This window comes from Fulvivirga sedimenti (genome assembly GCF_020328055.1).
The window spans coordinates 689,354-706,619 of record NZ_JAIXNE010000002.1 but is presented as its reverse complement, the minus strand read 5'-3'; the positions used below and the strand labels follow the sequence as shown (position 1 = coordinate 706,619).

Annotated in this window: 15 protein-coding genes; 1 reads left to right on the top strand and 14 read right to left on the bottom strand. The window is 44.9% G+C overall.

What is annotated here, in order from left to right; translation table 11 throughout:
• Nucleotides 1-50: 50 nt before the first annotated feature.
• The 10 genes from LDX50_RS09465 to LDX50_RS09420 all read right to left on the bottom strand — a co-directional run bounded on the left by LDX50_RS09465 (nucleotide 51) and on the right by LDX50_RS09420 (nucleotide 12,169).
• Complete coding sequence (locus LDX50_RS09465) at nucleotides 51-860, bottom strand: hypothetical protein (protein WP_225698202.1); 810 nt, start codon at nucleotides 858-860, stop codon at nucleotides 51-53.
• 237 nt (nucleotides 861-1,097) lie between these two features.
• Nucleotides 1,098-1,283 (bottom strand): prominin family protein, encoded by a 186-nt coding sequence (locus tag LDX50_RS09460; RefSeq protein WP_225698201.1) that lies wholly within the window; start codon nucleotides 1,281-1,283, stop codon nucleotides 1,098-1,100.
• 127 nt (nucleotides 1,284-1,410) lie between these two features.
• Nucleotides 1,411-2,070 carry a DUF6090 family protein gene (locus LDX50_RS09455; RefSeq protein ID WP_225698200.1) on the bottom strand — a complete coding sequence of 220 codons (660 nt, stop codon included), beginning with the start codon at nucleotides 2,068-2,070 and terminating at the stop codon, nucleotides 1,411-1,413.
• An 83-nt stretch (nucleotides 2,071-2,153) separates the two neighbouring features.
• Nucleotides 2,154-2,873 (bottom strand): DUF6090 family protein, encoded by a 720-nt coding sequence (locus LDX50_RS09450; RefSeq protein ID WP_225698199.1) that lies wholly within the window; start codon nucleotides 2,871-2,873, stop codon nucleotides 2,154-2,156.
• Between the two features lie 114 nt (nucleotides 2,874-2,987).
• Nucleotides 2,988-4,994 carry a copper-translocating P-type ATPase gene (locus LDX50_RS09445; RefSeq protein ID WP_225698198.1) on the bottom strand — a complete coding sequence of 669 codons (2,007 nt, stop codon included), beginning with the start codon at nucleotides 4,992-4,994 and terminating at the stop codon, nucleotides 2,988-2,990.
• 295 nt (nucleotides 4,995-5,289) lie between these two features.
• The gene (locus LDX50_RS09440) at nucleotides 5,290-7,266 is read right to left on the bottom strand and encodes a serine hydrolase (RefSeq protein WP_225698197.1); all 1,977 of its coding nucleotides are present in this window, start codon (nucleotides 7,264-7,266) and stop codon (nucleotides 5,290-5,292) included.
• A 27-nt stretch (nucleotides 7,267-7,293) separates the two neighbouring features.
• Nucleotides 7,294-8,469 carry an NAD-dependent epimerase/dehydratase family protein gene (locus LDX50_RS09435; protein WP_225698196.1) on the bottom strand — a complete coding sequence of 392 codons (1,176 nt, stop codon included), beginning with the start codon at nucleotides 8,467-8,469 and terminating at the stop codon, nucleotides 7,294-7,296.
• Nucleotides 8,470-8,534: 65 nt separating this feature from the next.
• Nucleotides 8,535-9,314 carry a 3-keto-disaccharide hydrolase gene (locus LDX50_RS09430; protein WP_225698195.1) on the bottom strand — a complete coding sequence of 260 codons (780 nt, stop codon included), beginning with the start codon at nucleotides 9,312-9,314 and terminating at the stop codon, nucleotides 8,535-8,537.
• A gap of 21 nt (nucleotides 9,315-9,335) precedes the next feature.
• Entirely contained in the window at nucleotides 9,336-10,829 is a 1,494-nt protein-coding gene (locus LDX50_RS09425) for a glycoside hydrolase family 30 protein (protein ID WP_225698194.1), read from the bottom strand.
• 50 nt (nucleotides 10,830-10,879) lie between these two features.
• A complete protein-coding gene (locus LDX50_RS09420) occupies nucleotides 10,880-12,169 on the bottom strand; it encodes a Gfo/Idh/MocA family protein (protein ID WP_225698193.1) in 1,290 nt (429 codons plus the stop codon).
• Between the two features lie 351 nt (nucleotides 12,170-12,520).
• Here LDX50_RS09420 and LDX50_RS09415 point away from each other — a divergent pair, with 351 nt between their 5' ends.
• Entirely contained in the window at nucleotides 12,521-13,381 is an 861-nt protein-coding gene (locus tag LDX50_RS09415) for a phytanoyl-CoA dioxygenase family protein (RefSeq protein WP_225698192.1), read from the top strand.
• A gap of 16 nt (nucleotides 13,382-13,397) precedes the next feature.
• Here the strand turns inward: LDX50_RS09415 and LDX50_RS09410 are convergent, their stop codons facing one another.
• The 4 genes from LDX50_RS09410 to LDX50_RS09395 all read right to left on the bottom strand — a co-directional run bounded on the left by LDX50_RS09410 (nucleotide 13,398) and on the right by LDX50_RS09395 (nucleotide 17,213).
• Nucleotides 13,398-14,165 carry a gluzincin family metallopeptidase gene (locus tag LDX50_RS09410; protein WP_225698191.1) on the bottom strand — a complete coding sequence of 256 codons (768 nt, stop codon included), beginning with the start codon at nucleotides 14,163-14,165 and terminating at the stop codon, nucleotides 13,398-13,400.
• 96 nt (nucleotides 14,166-14,261) lie between these two features.
• Complete coding sequence (gene solA, locus LDX50_RS09405; RefSeq protein WP_225698190.1) at nucleotides 14,262-15,476, bottom strand: N-methyl-L-tryptophan oxidase; 1,215 nt, start codon at nucleotides 15,474-15,476, stop codon at nucleotides 14,262-14,264.
• An 11-nt stretch (nucleotides 15,477-15,487) separates the two neighbouring features.
• Nucleotides 15,488-16,414 carry an ester cyclase gene (locus LDX50_RS09400; protein WP_225698189.1) on the bottom strand — a complete coding sequence of 309 codons (927 nt, stop codon included), beginning with the start codon at nucleotides 16,412-16,414 and terminating at the stop codon, nucleotides 15,488-15,490.
• A gap of 16 nt (nucleotides 16,415-16,430) precedes the next feature.
• Nucleotides 16,431-17,213 (bottom strand): DUF6090 family protein, encoded by a 783-nt coding sequence (locus LDX50_RS09395; RefSeq protein WP_225698188.1) that lies wholly within the window; start codon nucleotides 17,211-17,213, stop codon nucleotides 16,431-16,433.
• Nucleotides 17,214-17,266 lie beyond the last annotated feature (53 nt).

Genomic DNA, 17,266 nt, shown 5'->3' with positions numbered 1-17,266 from the left:
GGTTTATTCAAAGTTCAGCGATGAATCATGATTTTAAAGTGATGCACACTTCAGTTATTTCGAACCATGATTAGTAATGAGTCGACCTCAGCCTGGCGATTCCTGATATAACTCAAAGTTACATGAAGTTCGGCCAGTCTGCCGCGAAGTGCATTGGCCAGTTCCGGATCACCAGACAAAGCCTGGGCGGTCCTCAAAACATCATCTGAATTCGGGGGTGGAGGACAGGCAGGAAGGTATTTGGCGCTTTCACTGATATTCGTAGCGGTATTTGCCACCTGTTCAAATGAATAGCAATTTTCCCAAATATAACGCTGGATTCGCCAGGGAGTCCGCTCCCTGATCATTTTCCTGTAGAAATCGGGTCCTCCGAATGTTATGCCTATTTCTTCCTGGGCATCCTTGTAATAGGAAGCCATCACATCCTGAACCAGCGGGCCGCCTATAAGATCCAGGTTTCCAGCGTTCTGCAGTTCCACGTATGTTTGATCTTTCGGACGGAAAGGCCAGATCTGACTTGCCTGGTATGCGGCGTAGACAGATTCCCAGGGGTCGTTCAATGCTTCCGGATCACCGTTGAGCAAGGGAAGCGCTTTTTCTCCAAAGGCCAACGCTTCCATGAAATAACGTGTGCGGATGGCATAAATTTCCTGATCGCTCCTGAGGTCCTGTGCGAGCCGGTTCCTGGCTTGGTTTCCAGCGGCCAGCCGTACAGATTCGGCGTACATACTATTGATCTGAAGAGCTATTAAAATGCCGATTACAACCAGAATAATTTCACCTGTCGCGTAGACGAGGTATTTGCTTATTCTGTTTTCGGACAGAAGCTTTAACCGATCCTTTCTGAATAATTTTAGCATATGGATCAAAAGGTACTAAAATATTTAATTAGCTCACGTGGTTTTTGTTGGCAGAATATCTGCAGGCTGGATTTTGATGAGGCAGGCTTGCCGCTTTGGGCACTTTCTATGCTTGTTGCTGTATTTTTCTGAACAGCGATAGTTTTTTCTTAGATACTTAAATCCCGTACGGATCAATTTTGTGGTTGTCCGTTTAGGTACCTATATTTTCCCCTGAAGGGGGAATGGGGTACACCGCTAATGCGTCTCACTGTAATGCGAGAGGAAGGGAACGATGACCAGCCCCAGTCCAATGCCGATCAACAGCGATGCAACCATGATAAAAGGCGATATGGTGAGGAAAATAAATCCAACTCCAAGCCCCATCAGGGTCGTTCCGCCGATGACCCATGTGCTCCGATCCTGTTTTTGTTGCGCAGACATGGTAAAATGGTTTTGATGATGAGATAAATTACCATCATCAGATGAATTTTAACCTGATGATCATCAATGCGAAAAACTACTTTAATCAGAAGACCTTTGGACAAGGGTGGCAGGAAGATACTACAATTCAGTTCGAAATTTCAGATTTAATCAGGGTCATCAGATTTCCAATCTGCCTTTGTGCATGGTTGTAGGAATTAATATGCTGATCTGTCTCATTGAGTGCGAAGATCGTATAGTTTCGAATTTCTATACCATAGAAAAAATCGGGATCCGCCACTTCCAGATTTGACATATCCACCTGCCTCAACAGCATCGGGAAATAATTATCATCCAGTGCCTGAAGAAAATTCTTCTGCATGAAGTCAATATTTTCATAGATTTTCAGCAATCGAAGCAGCTCCCGTTTAATTTCCTCCGATTGGATAAGTTTCAGGTCTCCGCTTTGCATCATCGATATGAGGGTGAGATTGTCAGGAGTGAAAAAATCATAGCTTCCAATTTCGATCACCTTAAATAAGATGCTGTCAACGGGTGCCCTGGCTGAAATTAATTCAAGACCCGCGGAAAGCTTTTCCTGTTTTAATTCATTAATACGTACGTTTCTGGACAACCGTGCGCTGTCAATTTTCAGATCATGAAGAATGTCTTTTAAATAAACGATCTCCTGAACACGTTCTTTTTCACGTACCGACACATTATTCAGCCAGAATGCAATGGTAATGCCAATGATTACGATGAATAATTCGATTAAATGATTGGTCCAGTTGATCCTGTTTTTTTTCATTGCTCCATATTTCAGAATGATAATATAATAAGCTTTGGAATTTTTTCACATCCCATATTGGATGTTTTCCGGAAGAGCAATACCTACCGTAGTCTCTCTTTTTCTTCGGACAAAAGGACCAGCATACTGTCGATGGAAGCCATGAGACTTTCTTCCTCTTCAATGGATTCATGCCGCAACACAAGCAGATTTGCCGTATAGGACTCAAGCGTTTGGCTCATAAAGACTTTATTCATTTCATGTGGAAACTGGCTTACCGGTATGGAGGAGTACCGTTGATGCCAGGCATCACTGAATCCAATATAGTTGAAAAGTATGGGCCGAAACTGATTGTTGCGAACATCCTTGAATTCCAGTGCACTTTCCCCGGCATCTAATGCATAATCCTCAAATGATGCCAGCAATGACCGTAATTCCTCATTTCGAATGTTCCCGATCTGACCTGTTGAAACGGCCGATTTTAATACCCCTTTGTTTGGGTCAAACGTAAAGTTTTCTCCGAATTTATTGAATAGTTGAAAAAGACTATCCTGGTTAAGGTGATCCACCGGCCGGCCAAAAAGTTGCATCAGTTTCTTTCCTGCTTCCAGGTTTTCATAATGCTTTGAAAAAACAATTTGCAGCTGAGCTTTATTCTGTTGCACCTCCGACTCAAGGGCAATCAGCAGATTTCGGGTATTAATGCGTGTAATACGTTCCTGGTTCCAGTTATTTACCTGGAGTGCAACCAGAATTCCGATTACAACAAGTATGATCTCTCCAATGGCATATTTTAAATACCTGGATACTTTTTCGTTTCCCATTTGAGCAAATTTGACCCTTTTCAGCATTCAGTCTTAGCTTAGTTGTGATCGTAATATAGGAATAATTTTTCCCGGGTCTTCCAGTAATGAACCTGTACCAGACTCATGCTAGGGTCAATGCTTCATTTGCCTGCGTAACAGTTGGGCATTCAGCGCCACGATAACAGTACTCAGACTCATCAGGACAGCACCAATTGCCGGGCTTAGAATGATCCCGATACCTGCCAGCACACCGGCAGCAAGCGGTACCGCAACGATGTTATATCCAGCCGCCCACCACAGGTTTTGCATCATCTTTTTATAGGTAGCAGTACCAAAAAGAATGAGGTTGGAGATGTCTTTCGGATTACTGTTGACCAGTAAAATATCCGCAGTTTCAGCTGCTACATCAGTGCCCGAACCAACTGCAATTCCAACGTTCGCCTGAGCCAGTGCTGGGGCATCATTCACACCATCACCCGTCATAGCCACAAATTCACCTTTTTCCTGCAAATCCTTAATGATTTGTTGCTTGTCTTCCGGAAGAACCTCAGCATAATAATCGTCCAGGCCAAGTGTTTCGCTAACTGCCCTGGCCACTTTTTCATTATCTCCGGTGGCCATTAAAACCTTGATTCCCCTGTTTTTTAGTGTTTTGATTGCCTCGAAAGAGTCTTCACGTATTTCATCAGCCAGCGCGATGTAACCCAGTAGTTTATCTTCAGAAACAACGAATACCACTGTTTCATCATCTGATTTGAATGCATCCTCCGGTTGATCTATTCCCAATTCGGAAAGCATTCCGGGACTTACAATTTTGTATTCCTTCCCATTTACGGAAGCCTGTATTCCTTTTCCGGTTATATTTTTAAAATTCTCTGCTTCATCCAATTCAAGGTTACCGGATTTGGATTTGTTAACAATCCCTGCAGCAATCGGGTGTTCTGAGTTGTTTTCGATGGACGCGGCTACCTGGAGAAGTTCATCATCACTCATGCCATCCTGAGTACTTTTAAACCGGGTTACCCCAAATTCACCTTTGGTTAGCGTTCCGGTTTTATCAAATATGACAGTCGTGATCTTTCTTGAATTTTCAAACGCTGTTCTGTTTCGAACCAATAATCCATTTTTTGCTGAAACGGCCGTAGAAATTGCTACCACGAGGGGAATGGCAAGCCCCAGCGCGTGCGGACAAGAAATAATCATTACAGTCACCATTCTTTCAAGTGAATACTCAAAATCCTTCCCCAACAGGAGCCACACAATCAATGTAATGATCCCTGCGCCAAGTGCTAAATAAAAGAGCCATGAAGCTGCTTTATCTGCCAGGTTTTGTGTTTTTGATTTGGATTGCTGGGCTTCCCTGACCATTGTGATCACTTTCGACAGGTAGGAATCCTCGCTGCCATGCTTTACCCGGATTTTAAGAGATCCGTTGTCATTGATCGACCCGCCAATGACCTCGTCTCCTTCCTTCTTAGGGACGGGCATGGATTCACCGGTAAGCATAGATTCATTAACATTACTTTCGCCGTTGATAATGAGACCATCGGCTGGAATTTTTTCGCCGGGTCTTACCAGGATGATGTCATCACTCTTTAATTCAGAGATTGGCACATCCTGATCTTCGCCGTTTTCATTTATTTTTCGGGCTTCTGATGGCATCATTTTAGCAAGTTCCTGTAATGAATTAGATGCGCTCATCACCGATTTCATTTCAATCCAATGACCTAAAAGCATAATAACTATCAGGCTGGCGAGTTCCCAGAAGAATATTTTTCCCTCGAGCCCAAAAACCACTGCAGAACTATAGAAATATGCAACTGAAATTGCCAGTGCGATCAAGGTCATCATTCCCGGTGACCTTTCCCTTATTTCATCTGCCATTCCTTTAAGAAACGGCCAGCCGCCATAGAAGAATATTATCGATGACAGCACAAATTGAACATACCGGTCTCCTTTAAAACCAAGTTCATAGCCCAGCAGGCTTTGAATCATCGGCGCAAGAACAATGATGGGAATTGTTATGATTAAGGAAATCCAGAAACGTTTTCGGAAGTCACCGATCATGTGATCGTGATGATCATGGTGATCATTTGACTTTTCTGGTTTTGAATTTGTATGGTGAGCATGACTATTCATGACGGTATGGGTAGGGTACTCTGATTAATGGTAAGAGATATAGATAAGCTACCACTATAAATGGTTCAAATCCAAAGAATCAAAGACAAATTCATGAACTCTTTTAAATACTATTCGAGGGCCGCACATCCCTCAGGCTCCACTGTAAAGGAAATATTCAGGATTTTCCATCCCTCGTTCATTTTGAACAGTGTAAAAACATCTACACCACAGTGGTTGAAAGTATCATTAATATCCAGTGTATAAGGTATCCGGGCAACTCAAAAAGCCCGCGCGATACAAGAGAATACTAACCTTATTCATTTCCAACTTTTTTAAATCTGAGGTTTTGAACCCGTCCCGATGATGCCTGGCATCCGGTAATTTCATTTTTTTCATTACGTAAAAACTCGACCTGTCCAAAGAACCAGGTGGTGGAACGGAATGCATCTGGTTTTTCAGGGATAAGTTCAAAATCGCTATGACGGATATGCTGAGCCATCAGTTTACCATCAACCTCCTTGAATGTATAAGTGGTTAACAACTCTTCACTGAAATATTCGCCCTCATATTCTGACAGATCCACGCTTGAAGGCTCGAAAGGTGCTATGCGCTTTCCCGGATAAGTTTCTCCGTCGGCCTCTACCCGTAGCGTGGCTGCCTTTTCTTCGGTGATGTTCTCAAAGTTGAATACCACATCTGCGTTTGGTATGTAAAAGGTGTTCTCATTTCGGGCCAGCAATTTATTCTTTCCACCCGTTGTTTGGAAGAACAGGTGTTGATCCTCACTGGTTATTTTGGCAATAAAACCGGCATCCATTTCATAATTTCCGATATAACGCTCCAGAATTGTATCATCCAACGGAACATCCGCCATTTCTGAATCGGTGGATTTAACGTCTTCAATCAGCAGATCAGACAGAAAAACATCAGTCACTTTATGCGCCATTGCCCCGGAATTGAATCCTCCGTCGTTGCTAAATACCGAAACTGCCACGTTCTGATCCGGAAAACGCGCCAGGTACGTGCGGTACCCGGCATCGGCCCCTCCATGCTGAATTTCTTTCAGGCCTTTATATTCACCGACGAACTGACCCAGCGCACCGCCAAACGTTTCGCCATTATTGAGTACATAGGGTGTATTCATTTCCTCTACGATTCCGGCATTTCCAACTTTTAGTGTCCTGAAATTATCAGCCCACAGGCTCAGGTCTTCAACGGTAGTGAAAAGACTGGTTGCACCTGCAATTGCGTAGCTCAATACACGTTTCTCATATCCATCTTCAGATGATCCGTACGAGTAGGCGCGGTTTGGTACAATTCGCTCATGATCATCATAGAATAAGGTATTCTTCATTCCTAACGGCTTGAAAATTTGCTCTTCTGTAAATTCCGGAAATGATTTGCCTGAAACGCGGGCGACTACTTCTGCAAGCAACGTGAATCCTGTATTGCAATAAGTATACTTTTCCCCTGGCTGAAAATTCAGCTCCTTTTGCCGGCTTACAAGTTTAAGAACCTGTTCGGTTGTTATTACATCATCGAGGCGCCACCCTGCCATTGCCAGCAGGTTCCATTGATCCCGAAGTCCGCTTGTATGTGATGCAAGATGCCGAAGTGTGATCGTTGTGCCGAAGTCAGGAACCTCGGGGATATATGTACGGATATCGTCATCAAGCGATAATTTACCTTCATCCTGTAACAGCAATATCGAAAAAGCAGTGAATTGCTTGGATACAGATGCGATATGAAAGATTGTGGCAGGTGTAATCGGTACATCATATTCCAGTGTGGCCATTCCATAGCCTTTAGAAAAGATAATCTTCCCCTCTTTCATAACCGCAACCGAGGCGCCAGGAGTGTGGTCAGTATCCCATGCGCTGAATATTTCATCCACCTTACCCGCCTGGGCAGTGGCTCGTTTCCGGGTCTCAACCACAGTAATGGAGTACATGCCGGTATCATTTTCTTCCAGAGAGGTAATCTCGAGTGAGTAATCCCCGGATGTTTCTGAACCAATGGTTATATGTTCGATGCTGTTCGGACCGTCGAATGTCTCCAGCCTGGTTCCTGATGGATCATAGGTGACAACCTCGACGTCTGCCTCCATCTGATTAACCTTCAGAATTACAAACTGATCTTTCTGGATTGAAATTGTATACCGATGTTTCGCGGCGGGTTCGATATCAGACTTGATGATGGTTTCGGGGCTAATATGTCCCTTTTCAGTTTGGGCACTTGCGCAGGTGATGGTGAGCGCCAGCAGGAATAAGAGTCTTTTAGGGTGCTTCATGGTGATATTTAATGTTCATTTCAATAATCAGGATTGCGCAACTTTTTTCCACCGCTCGAGCAGATCTTTTTCCCTGGCAAGTACAGAATCAGGATCCTGTTCAAATTTAATTCTATCCTCATCCGTAAGGGCGTCAGAATACCACCACTCATATGTATCTGCAACGGTATCCTGAAGCTTTCTGAAAGTAAGTCCGTTCGTCATTCCTTTAGCATTGTTGATCCTTGCGGAACCGTAATTATTACCAATTGGGATAATCCAGGGAACGATATCTGTTACACGGTTTGCCTTCAGAAAGTCATAATCTGAGATGTTTACAAAGGTTGATTCAGCATCAAAAACTCCGGCTGCCTTTTGTACAAAATCCTGTATTCCCTGGGGTGAGGCCGGGCCTGCCGCATTAAAGGTGCCTGTATTCTTCTCTTCTATAAGTCGTATCATCCATTCTGCCACATCCCGCACGTCGGCATATTGTACAGGATCCTCCGGCATTCCGGGAACGAGCACTTCACCACCACGCGCAAGGCGTACGGGCCAGTGAATAAACCGGTTGGATTTGTCGGCCGGACCGATCATATAGGTTGGGCGAACCACAATGGTTCTGTCGGCACCAAAATTTTCACGAACTGCTATTTCCGAATTCGTTTTCATGACGCCATACCAGTACTCGATTTTCATTTCTTCATCCTCAATTCCCTCCGGTTCTGCTGTCAGTAACTCTGTATCTTCTTTGATATCACTGCTGAGGTAGGGATAGTAAACACCGGTTGAGGAGGTGAACAGGTACAGGTCACACTTATCCTTCAGGAGCTTCGCACTTTCCACTGCCCAGTCCACATTATGTCCGGAATTATCAATGACGGCATCCCATTTGCCTGATTCGAGGGCTGAGAGGTCGCTTGCACGGTCACCTGCAAGCATGGTAACACGATCGAAGAGATCCTGGTGAATTGTTGGCATGGTCTTTCCACGGGTGAAAGTGGTAATGGAGTGGCCACGTTCCATGGCATAGGCGATCTGGTGCGGACCTAAAAAACTTGTTCCTCCCAGTATCAGAATATTTAGTTTTTTCAGGGAATCAACGGGTCGATCCTTTTCAGACGGAGATGCACATGAGAGCAGCTGAGAACCGGCCAGCGGCAATGCAACACCAATGGCAAGGCTCTTTTCCACGAAAGTTCTTCTGGAGATTTGATCTTTCATATGATTAGGGGTTTACATGCACAAGAAGAGAAAAAGATACTAAAACCAAAAATGCTTTTACATTTTCATTGATCTGCTTCCTGTAGGCGAAGCAGCTGTATATTTCTGAATTCCACCGGATGGCTCTCCGCCTGAAGGGCAATATATCCCTCCTTAAGCATACGTGGAATACCTTGCTCGAGCAGATGTGCAGAGAATGGGTCGGAATCATCGAGCTGGGGATGTGAATATTCAAGTACTGTTCTCCCGTTTATCCTGTGAATAATCTGATCATTCCCATGCACTTCAATTTCCAGTGAAACCCATTGGTCGTCATGAAAAGTCTCCGAGGTTGAATTAATGCAGTGTTCAGTGATAAGCTCTCCGTTCATTTCAATATGAGTGCCTGCAGTGCAAACATTACCGGTAGGCCGGGGATCTGTGCCGTTGCCTCCCAGCAGCTGGGCTTCAATGGCAACCAGTAATCGCTGGTCTTTTGGAATATCTTCAGGAGGCTGGGAATGAAATTTTACCCCGCTGTTTTTGTAGGCCCATTCAGGTGCTCCTGCCACCTGATCGCCGATAAACCGGTATTCCAGTCGGAGTTTAAAGTGAGACAATTTCTCGTCATAGAAGATATGACCGAATTTCTCATCGAATGTGACATATTCATCATAGGAAACAACGAGTTTACCATCAACAACCCGAAAGGTATTTTTATAGTTGTCGTTCAGTTCCTGACCTGAAATTTTGATTGTCCATCCCGTGAGGTCCTTTCCATTGAAAATTGTTTCCCAGGTTTGCCCTTGTGCGAGAACGGAACAAACAGAAAGCAAGTATACCCAGACAGTACAAATGAATTTCAAGGTCATTTATTAGTTAACACTTTATCCCACTACGTGTGTTTGTATGGCATGCGCGGGAATTGTAACGGTTACGGCTTCTGAATCAACATACAGTTTGTATTCGATATCCTGATCACTTTGATTCATTACCACCGTGATCAGGCTTCCATTTTCATTTAAAAACGAAGTGCTCAATATCGGACTTCTGCTGCTGGCGGTACTTACGCGACTGGCACCAGGACGAATGAATTTTGAAAAGTGACCGATATAATAATAGGATGGGGTGTAGATCAATTCCTGGGAGTCGGTATCACCATGAATAGGAGCGAAACAGAAATTACCCACATGGTTGGGGCCGCCGTTCTGATCCAGAAGGATATTCCAGTCGGTCCATCCCCTGGTACCCTGATTGAAGTCATTGATCATCGACCGTCCGTATCTTTCTGCATGAGCCCAGAACTGGTATCGTTCCTGAGTAAAACCTTCCTGGCATCCTTCGGTAAACATAAGATTTACATCCGGAAAGGCATCCTTTATTATCCCCAGGTTTTCAAACATCGGCGTGCCGCCGGTCCAGGTCTCATACCAGTGAAAGCCCACGCCCCAGGCGTATTTTGCTGCATCCGGATCCTCGAAGATTACATTGGCCCTGTGATTGATTAAATCCCTGTTGTGATCCCAAACGATAATGTTCTTGTCACCCAATCCTTCGCGCTCCATTGTTGGTCCGAGGTGATTTTTCAGAAAATCACGTTCCTCTTCGGCAGTGTATATGCATGATTCCCATCGCTGGGTAGCCATGGGTTCATTTTGTATAGTAATTCCCCATATCGGCATTCCTTCGGCCTCGTAGGCTTTAATGAATTTTGTATAATAAAGAGCCCATGCATCGGCATATTCCGGGAGAAGTTTTCCTCCTTGCAGCATGTTATTGTTGTCTTTCATGAATGCCGGGGGGCTCCACGGACTCGCATACAACATAAGTTCACCTCCGGCTGCTTCTATAGCACGTTTGATCATTGGGATCTTATAGGCTTTGTCGTGATCGATACTGAATGTGCTCAGTTCGGCGTCACCTTCCTCAATATAGGTATAGCTTTCACTGCTGAAATCACAGCTGTGAATTGGGGTTCTGCATAGAGAGTATCCGATGCCATCGTTAATGTCATAATATGCCTTCAGAAATTCAGCCTGCTTTTCCGGCGGCAGTTTGGCGAATACTTCTGCAGAGGCATCTGTTATCGCCCCTCCGATTCCGACAAGAGACTGGAATTTAACATGTGGATTTACGAATACAGATACTTCATTTTCCAGCGGTTGGGCGGCTGCTTCAAAAGACAATGTATTTGTATTTGCAAGCCGCAGTTCTGAGTTGCTGGCCGTGGTATATACAACAGATTTCCGACCGGTTATGACAAAATCGGTTTGCGAATTTTCTGATGGTGAAGACGAGTCTGTTTCCGTGCTGCTGCTGTTTTCTGTGCTGCAGGAGCAAAATAATCCGATTATGATCAGGGAGCGAAAGAGTGTATTCATAGCTTGTGTATTTACCTTTATATATTGGAACGGTTTCGTGTAAGGATACCTCAAAATTTACGATATGAACTTGTCAGGTATTGATTTGCTTCAGATTCATCGAACAGTTGGGTGCCGTTATTCCAATGGAGAGTTTTATTTGGAAATCGGTTTGCTACAACTCCTAGGAGTATGGCTTCTGTAAGCCTTGCCGCGTATGAAAATGGCGCACTGCAGGTATCATTTCCCAGGCAGGCGTCAACAAACTGGTGGTAATGATTTGCCGGTTCCAGATCAGGATAATCAACCGGCTCATATTTACCATCAACGATCAATTTTGGGAAATCCCAGTGTGGAAGCAGGAGGCGACCTTTTTCGCCGATAAACATAGAACCCTGTTCGGGTAAACTTTCCATGTTTGGCAACCGAAGTTCTTCATGGTCCGTTGGTGCTCCCGGCCCATCATACCAGACCCATTTCAAGGTATCGGTTGTAAACTCCGTTCCCGGGAATTCATAAGTGACGACGTTGTTTTCGGGGTAGCCAAATCCGTTGGGTTCCCGGCATTGGGTCGTGATGGTTGCCGGAACGTCCAGCGAAAGAGCCGTGTAGGGTGTATCAAAGATATGCACACCCATGTCACCCAGGGTTCCGCATCCAAAATCGAGGACCTTGCGCCAGTTGCCGGGATGATAGTATCCATCTTTATACTCACGTTGAGGGGCAGTTCCCAACCAAAGATTCCAGTCGAGGTTTGCCGGAACAGGGTCGCTGCCGGTGGGTATGGGGCCGTCGTACCCCCAGTTTTTCGGAGACCAGGCCCGAACCGTATGGACTTTCCCGATGATTCCGTTCTGGATGAGGTGAACTGCGGAGCGATATTCCTTGAAGGAATGGATCTGTATCCCCATTTGAGTTGTCAGGTTTTTGTCTGCTGCCATCTTCCGCACTGCCCGGGCCTCAAGTACATGATGGGTAAGAGGCTTCTGACAATATACAGGTTTATTCATTTCCATAGCCATTAAGGATGCCGGGGCATGTGTATGATCGGGAGTAGATATGATCACAGCATCGATCTTTTTGGCCATTTTATCAAAGAGAACCCGGTAATCACTGAATGTCTTTGCTTTTGGATGAAGAGATGAGGCGGCCGCGAGATTATTGCTGTCCACATCACACAAAGCAACCACTTTCACCATTTCATGGGAGGATATATCTCCAAGATCGGCCAGTCCCATTCCGCCCACGCCGATATGAGCGGTTCGTAAGGTGGATTTTTTTACAGTGGACCAGACATGGGAAGGCAGTAGGGTAATGGATGAAAACGCTGCGGCAGATTTTATAAAATGTCTTCTTTTCATGGGATGGTATGGTTAAGAGGTGATTCCTGGTTGAAATATGTAAATAGTACAGTGGAAATACAAGCCCGGTCTGTTCAATATATATTTTTGATTTTGAATCTCGCGTATCTAACGGGCTCAGGCGACATTTACGCCAAATAAATATCCGACAAGAGCTGCTAGTCCCATAGCGCAAGTTCCCCAGAAGGTATTTTTATGATTTTGCTCGCTACGCCGGCCTCTCATGTTCATAGACCTCTTTCGAAGATGGCAGGAAGATTTTTTAAGAAAGGATTATGGCATCGATTTGAATTGTCAATAAAATAATCAATGTATATTATGGTTGATAAACATCAAAAAGAATTTTCGGCCATGAAACGAATAGCCAATGACGACTCGGGTGCGCACCGCAGAAAAGGACTTCAGTATAAACTCACGAACAAAGAAATTGAGCAATATCATGAGCAGGGATACCTGGTCTTGAATGATGTCCTTACCGAGGAGGAGGTGGCTTTTCTCGAGCCGTGGTTCGATCATTTTGTCGAGGGAAAGGAAATGGATCGGATGGGAAGGGATTTTTGTGATATGTCCCAGCCGTATGGCACTCCTATGGAGGATTTTCAGCTGGTGAACGCGATGCTTCCTAGTACCTACAGGAAGGAGCTGGAAAATAATATCTTTCACCAGATCACCCAAAATATAGCTGATCAATTGTATTCCGGAGGAAAGGCAGCTATCGATTATGAGCAATTTCTGGCCAAAAAACCATCAAAAGAGGGGGCAGAATTTGCCATGCATCAGGATTTGGGCTATTGGCCAAAAACGAAGAATACATGGACGGCTACGTTTTCACTGGCCCTGACGGATTCAGACCTGGAGAATGGGTGCTTGCAGGTGCTGCCCGGCACCAACAAGGAGCCCGAACTGCGCAAACATGTTCCGAAGAAATACAGTGATGGTGACGGTAATGCGGGAATAAACAGGGAAGATTCGCATACCCTTGTAATTGAGACAAATCCGGACGATGAGGTGGTTTATTTGCCGGTCAAGCGGGGAAGCGTGACCATTCACGATGAACGCATTGTGCATGGATCAGGAGGTAACAGCTCGCCTCACTGGCGCAAAACATATGTAGTGGCCTACAGAGATACCAAAACTATTGATGAAGAAAGGGCTATGGGTTTCACCCATTCACATAACGATAAGGTGAATTGGGATGAAATCATTAAGTGACCTTTTAGATTCCCCGTTAATAGGTAATGTTGCTGTAATCTGTCTGATTGATGGTTTCGATCCATTCTGTCTCAAGCTCCTTCAGACTTTTACCCGTTCTGTCGGTAAGACTTTTCCTGTTGCCTTGCCAGATATCCTGTACAACCGGTCTGCCATACGTTTCATCGAGAAATTTCATAAAGCTTCCCGCTAACGGATAGGAGAGCAGGTCGTCTGTTTTTCCAAATTGACCGGTAAGTTTTTTCAGTGTTAAAAAACGGCCGGAATCCTTCAGGTAATGGGCCAGTGCATGCAGTTCATAGCCGAACCATCCTCCATCGGAATAGACGGCCATACCCTCGTTGATCCATCTGTCAGGAACACCCCACTCGTTCATGGCCATAACATGGAACAATTCATGAGATGAATATATGCTCCGAATTCCGCCTGAGCCTATGGCTGTGAATGCATTCAGTTTGTGAAAGGCCGTTCCATTGGTTTCATAACCCAGGAGGTCTTTCATTTGAGCACGGGAATTAACTATATAAACATGCACTTTGTGGTCATATTCCGGGCTCTTCATGAATTCTAAAATAGCAGTTTTCATTTCCGGTAAGCGCTGCCGGATTGTCCCGAGATTTTCCTCCGTCCAGCTCGCAGCAATAAAATAGATGGTAAAACCTTCGATACTGTCTTTGTTCCATTCAAACGGACTCCTTCTGAGTTCTTCTGACAACGGATCCTGGCATAAAATTTCTTGTGAAAAAGAGAGTGAGAGAATCAGGGAAATAATCAGGCTGCGCATGGCCAATAAAGTTAAATTATATAAACCATTCTGCCATCCTTTTAATCCTTTCGCGGCCCAACCCGGTGGAAGGCTATTCAGCGTTAAAATCAGGACTTATTTGAACCGGTTACCAGCGAGGAATGCTGCTGCCGGTGATGTTTTGCCCGACTCAGCCATCTCAGCCAGCAGTTCTCCAACGGCACTGGCAAACTTAAAGCCGTGGCCGCTAAAGCCCCCGGAAAAGATAACATTCCCGTCAAAGCCAGGTAGATGGTCAATGACGAAGTTTTCATCTGGTGAATAGGTGTAAAGACAAGTTTTCAGCTCCACTGTCCTGCTGTATGAACCGGGCAGGTATTTCTCCAGGAAATCAATCAGCACTTTTTCATCCGAAGAACCCGTATGCCTGTCAACCTGATCGGGATCAGATACTTTCATTCCGGGATAGTGCAGTGCTACCTTGAGTCCGGCCGGACCGCCGAATATTTCTTGCTCCAGCATAGGGAACCCGTAAAAGTCAAAGCCATTCTCCTCCATGTACCAGCATGGGAGTGAACCCAGCCGGAAGCTTTCAGGGTTTTTCGGTTCAACCCAGGCGAGTACCTGCCGGGTGACACGGAAAAGGTCTGACCATTCCGGCACAGTTTTGCCGGCCCATGCCCCTGTGGTGATGATTAGCTTTTTGGCGCTGTAGTTTCCTGCCGTGGTTTTTACATTCACCATTCCCTGTGCATATCTCCAGTCGGTCACTTTTTCATTGGTTCGTATTACCGCTCCTTTTGAAAGAGCCTGGCGGATATATAACAGAATACAACGTTCAGAAGTTAGGAATCCTGCGTCAGGTTCAAATAGCTTTTGATGACCGTCGGGAAGGTTAAATTGAGGAAACTGCTTTTTAGATTCCTCCGAAGTCAATTGATTTAACTGTATATCGTAATCCTGTGCTGATTGCCGGATGGTTTCGAAGAATGGATTTTCCCGGCTTCCGAAGTAGGCGAGACCGGTCTGGAAATAAACCTGTTCACCTGTTTCCTCCTCCAGTTCCTTCCAATTCTTATAGGCCTTTTGGAGCAGCGGTACATACCTGGTGTCCTCACCGTATGCTTTCCTGATTAGCCGGCTTTGTCCGGTATGTGAGCCGTACGAATGTGGAATATCAAATTGCTCCAGGCCTAATACCTTGAAACCCTGCTTTGCCAGATAATAGCAGGCAGAGGACCCCATGCTGCCCATGCCAATGACGATCACATCGAAATTCATTTGAGGGGCCGGATCCTTCAGCCTTAAATGAACATTTTCAAGTAGCTCGTTAAATGACTGCCCGGGCATGACGTATAATATTATATTCCTTCGCGGATTTGTCGGTTATATTCTTCAGCAGAGAACTGCCCCATTGACTTTAGAATGCGGTTATTTTCTCCCATTTGCCAGAATTCAAATCCACTTACCTTCACGGCATTTCCCGTTCCGCCTGGTCCTGTATTTGTGCCGGTCAAAGTCCAGTGAAATTCTGTGCCATCCGATTTGGTAACAAGGCTGTCGAAGCTGACGACCATGTCGGGCAGATCTGTCATAAATCCTCTTGCAACCTCGGTAATGGAGGATCTCCCAATAGCAGGTGAGCCTTCATTGACTTGTAGTGATCCATTTTCCTCAAAATACATGGCTACGAACCCCGGCCTTTTACAGGACCAAGCCTCAGCATATCCGCGGGCAAAGATTTCCATATTGAATCCTTTCTGATTTTCCGGCAGTTCATGGACCGTCCAGGCAATATTCAGCAATTTCCATGTGTCTCCATCTTTTACGAGCATCATATTGTTGATTTCACGTTTGCCGGGAATTCCGAAACGGTTAACAACGGCATCGGCCTGAACCAGGGCCAATCTGCCATCCGTAATGATCATATCATACTCGCTTACAATTTCGACATAGGGGGTTGGGTCACCATTTTCAATGCCGGAAATGAATTCCCCGAAAGTAATCTCCCTGTTTTGCCAGGAACCATCCTTTTGGGAAGTGATACTGATAAAGCCATTTTCACTTAGCAAGCTTTTAAGGTCCTCTACGTTGTAAGTGCCGGCAGCAAGCAAAATTCTTTCTACAGCCGACTTTACTTCACCTTCCGTAGGATCCGAAGAATTGAATGGAGTTTCTGCGGCAACTTCATCTGAATTATTGTTGACAGAAGGGGTTGAATCACAACTGATAAATACTATCAGCAGGATCATGCATATAGTCAAATCCTTAAATGATGATCTGTTCATTTTTTAGGGTGTTTGGTTATTTTCGATTTTTCAACTCAGTTTCCAGGCGCTGTACAAGGTACGACGTTTCCTCAATTACACCATTCAGATGATTGATACAGTCTTCGTTGATCCAGTAATGAACGGCAGCATTTCGAAGATACTTCTGCTTATTGTTTCTCAGGTCGTTTGATATTTCACTGATCGTCTGATTTCCGAAAAGCGGCTCTGTGAAGGGTTCATATTTCAATGCGTCATTCTCAGTATAGAATGGCGCATCCACGGGTAGAGCCCAGTTGGTGTTGACCTGAAAATTGGACTCCACGAATTTGTAGTTCGCATAGTGATTTACGATAAGATCCCGCAATTCAGTATCCTTGATAACAACCAGGTTGCCTGTGCTGGACAGATCCTCAAAGGTTGAGGTCGATGGATTAAAGAAAGGATAATGGCAACCGTACATGAGATAGTCTGTCACAGTCTTCCATAGTAAAGTATCACCGCTCTCGGCATCATTGAACGCTGCCGACATATCACGAATCGTTTGATTTCCTTTTTGCAGTTCTTCGATGCCCTGGTTGAATGTGAGCAAGTCCTGCTGGTTTTCCAGCATTAATCTTTCCAGGTACAACTTTTCCTGTTGGTCCTGCTTTCTTCCTTCATTCCAGTTATTGATCTGCAAGGCAATTAAAATGCCGATAACCACAAGCACTATTTCCCCAAGGGCATAGACGAGGTACCTGCCTGCCGGCGACGAGGCTTTACTGATTTCATTTGCGCCAAGCAATTTCTGGCGAATTTTCCTGAAGAATTTTAACAATATTTTATGATCCAGATTAGTTGCCGGCAATATTCAATGTTACCGGTATGTAA

Bases quoted from the DNA above. Each gene is read 5' to 3' on its own strand.
- LDX50_RS09400 (WP_225698189.1), bottom strand. From the start codon at position 16,414: ATGAACAGATCATCATTTAAGGATTTGACTATATGCATGATCCTGCTG.
- LDX50_RS09465 (WP_225698202.1), bottom strand. From the start codon at position 860: ATGCTAAAATTATTCAGAAAGGATCGGTTAAAGCTTCTGTCCGAAAAC.
- LDX50_RS09440 (WP_225698197.1), bottom strand. From the start codon at position 7,266: ATGAAGCACCCTAAAAGACTCTTATTCCTGCTGGCGCTCACCATCACC.
- LDX50_RS09410 (WP_225698191.1), bottom strand. From the start codon at position 14,165: ATGCGCAGCCTGATTATTTCCCTGATTCTCTCACTCTCTTTTTCACAA.
- LDX50_RS09415 (WP_225698192.1), top strand. From the start codon at position 12,521: ATGAAACGAATAGCCAATGACGACTCGGGTGCGCACCGCAGAAAAGGA.
- LDX50_RS09435 (WP_225698196.1), bottom strand. From the start codon at position 8,469: ATGAAAGATCAAATCTCCAGAAGAACTTTCGTGGAAAAGAGCCTTGCC.
- LDX50_RS09450 (WP_225698199.1), bottom strand. From the start codon at position 2,873: ATGGGAAACGAAAAAGTATCCAGGTATTTAAAATATGCCATTGGAGAG.
- LDX50_RS09460 (WP_225698201.1), bottom strand. From the start codon at position 1,283: ATGTCTGCGCAACAAAAACAGGATCGGAGCACATGGGTCATCGGCGGA.
- solA (WP_225698190.1), bottom strand. From the start codon at position 15,476: ATGCCCGGGCAGTCATTTAACGAGCTACTTGAAAATGTTCATTTAAGG.
- LDX50_RS09425 (WP_225698194.1), bottom strand. From the start codon at position 10,829: ATGAATACACTCTTTCGCTCCCTGATCATAATCGGATTATTTTGCTCC.
- LDX50_RS09455 (WP_225698200.1), bottom strand. From the start codon at position 2,070: ATGAAAAAAAACAGGATCAACTGGACCAATCATTTAATCGAATTATTC.
- LDX50_RS09445 (WP_225698198.1), bottom strand. From the start codon at position 4,994: ATGAATAGTCATGCTCACCATACAAATTCAAAACCAGAAAAGTCAAAT.
- LDX50_RS09420 (WP_225698193.1), bottom strand. From the start codon at position 12,169: ATGAAAAGAAGACATTTTATAAAATCTGCCGCAGCGTTTTCATCCATT.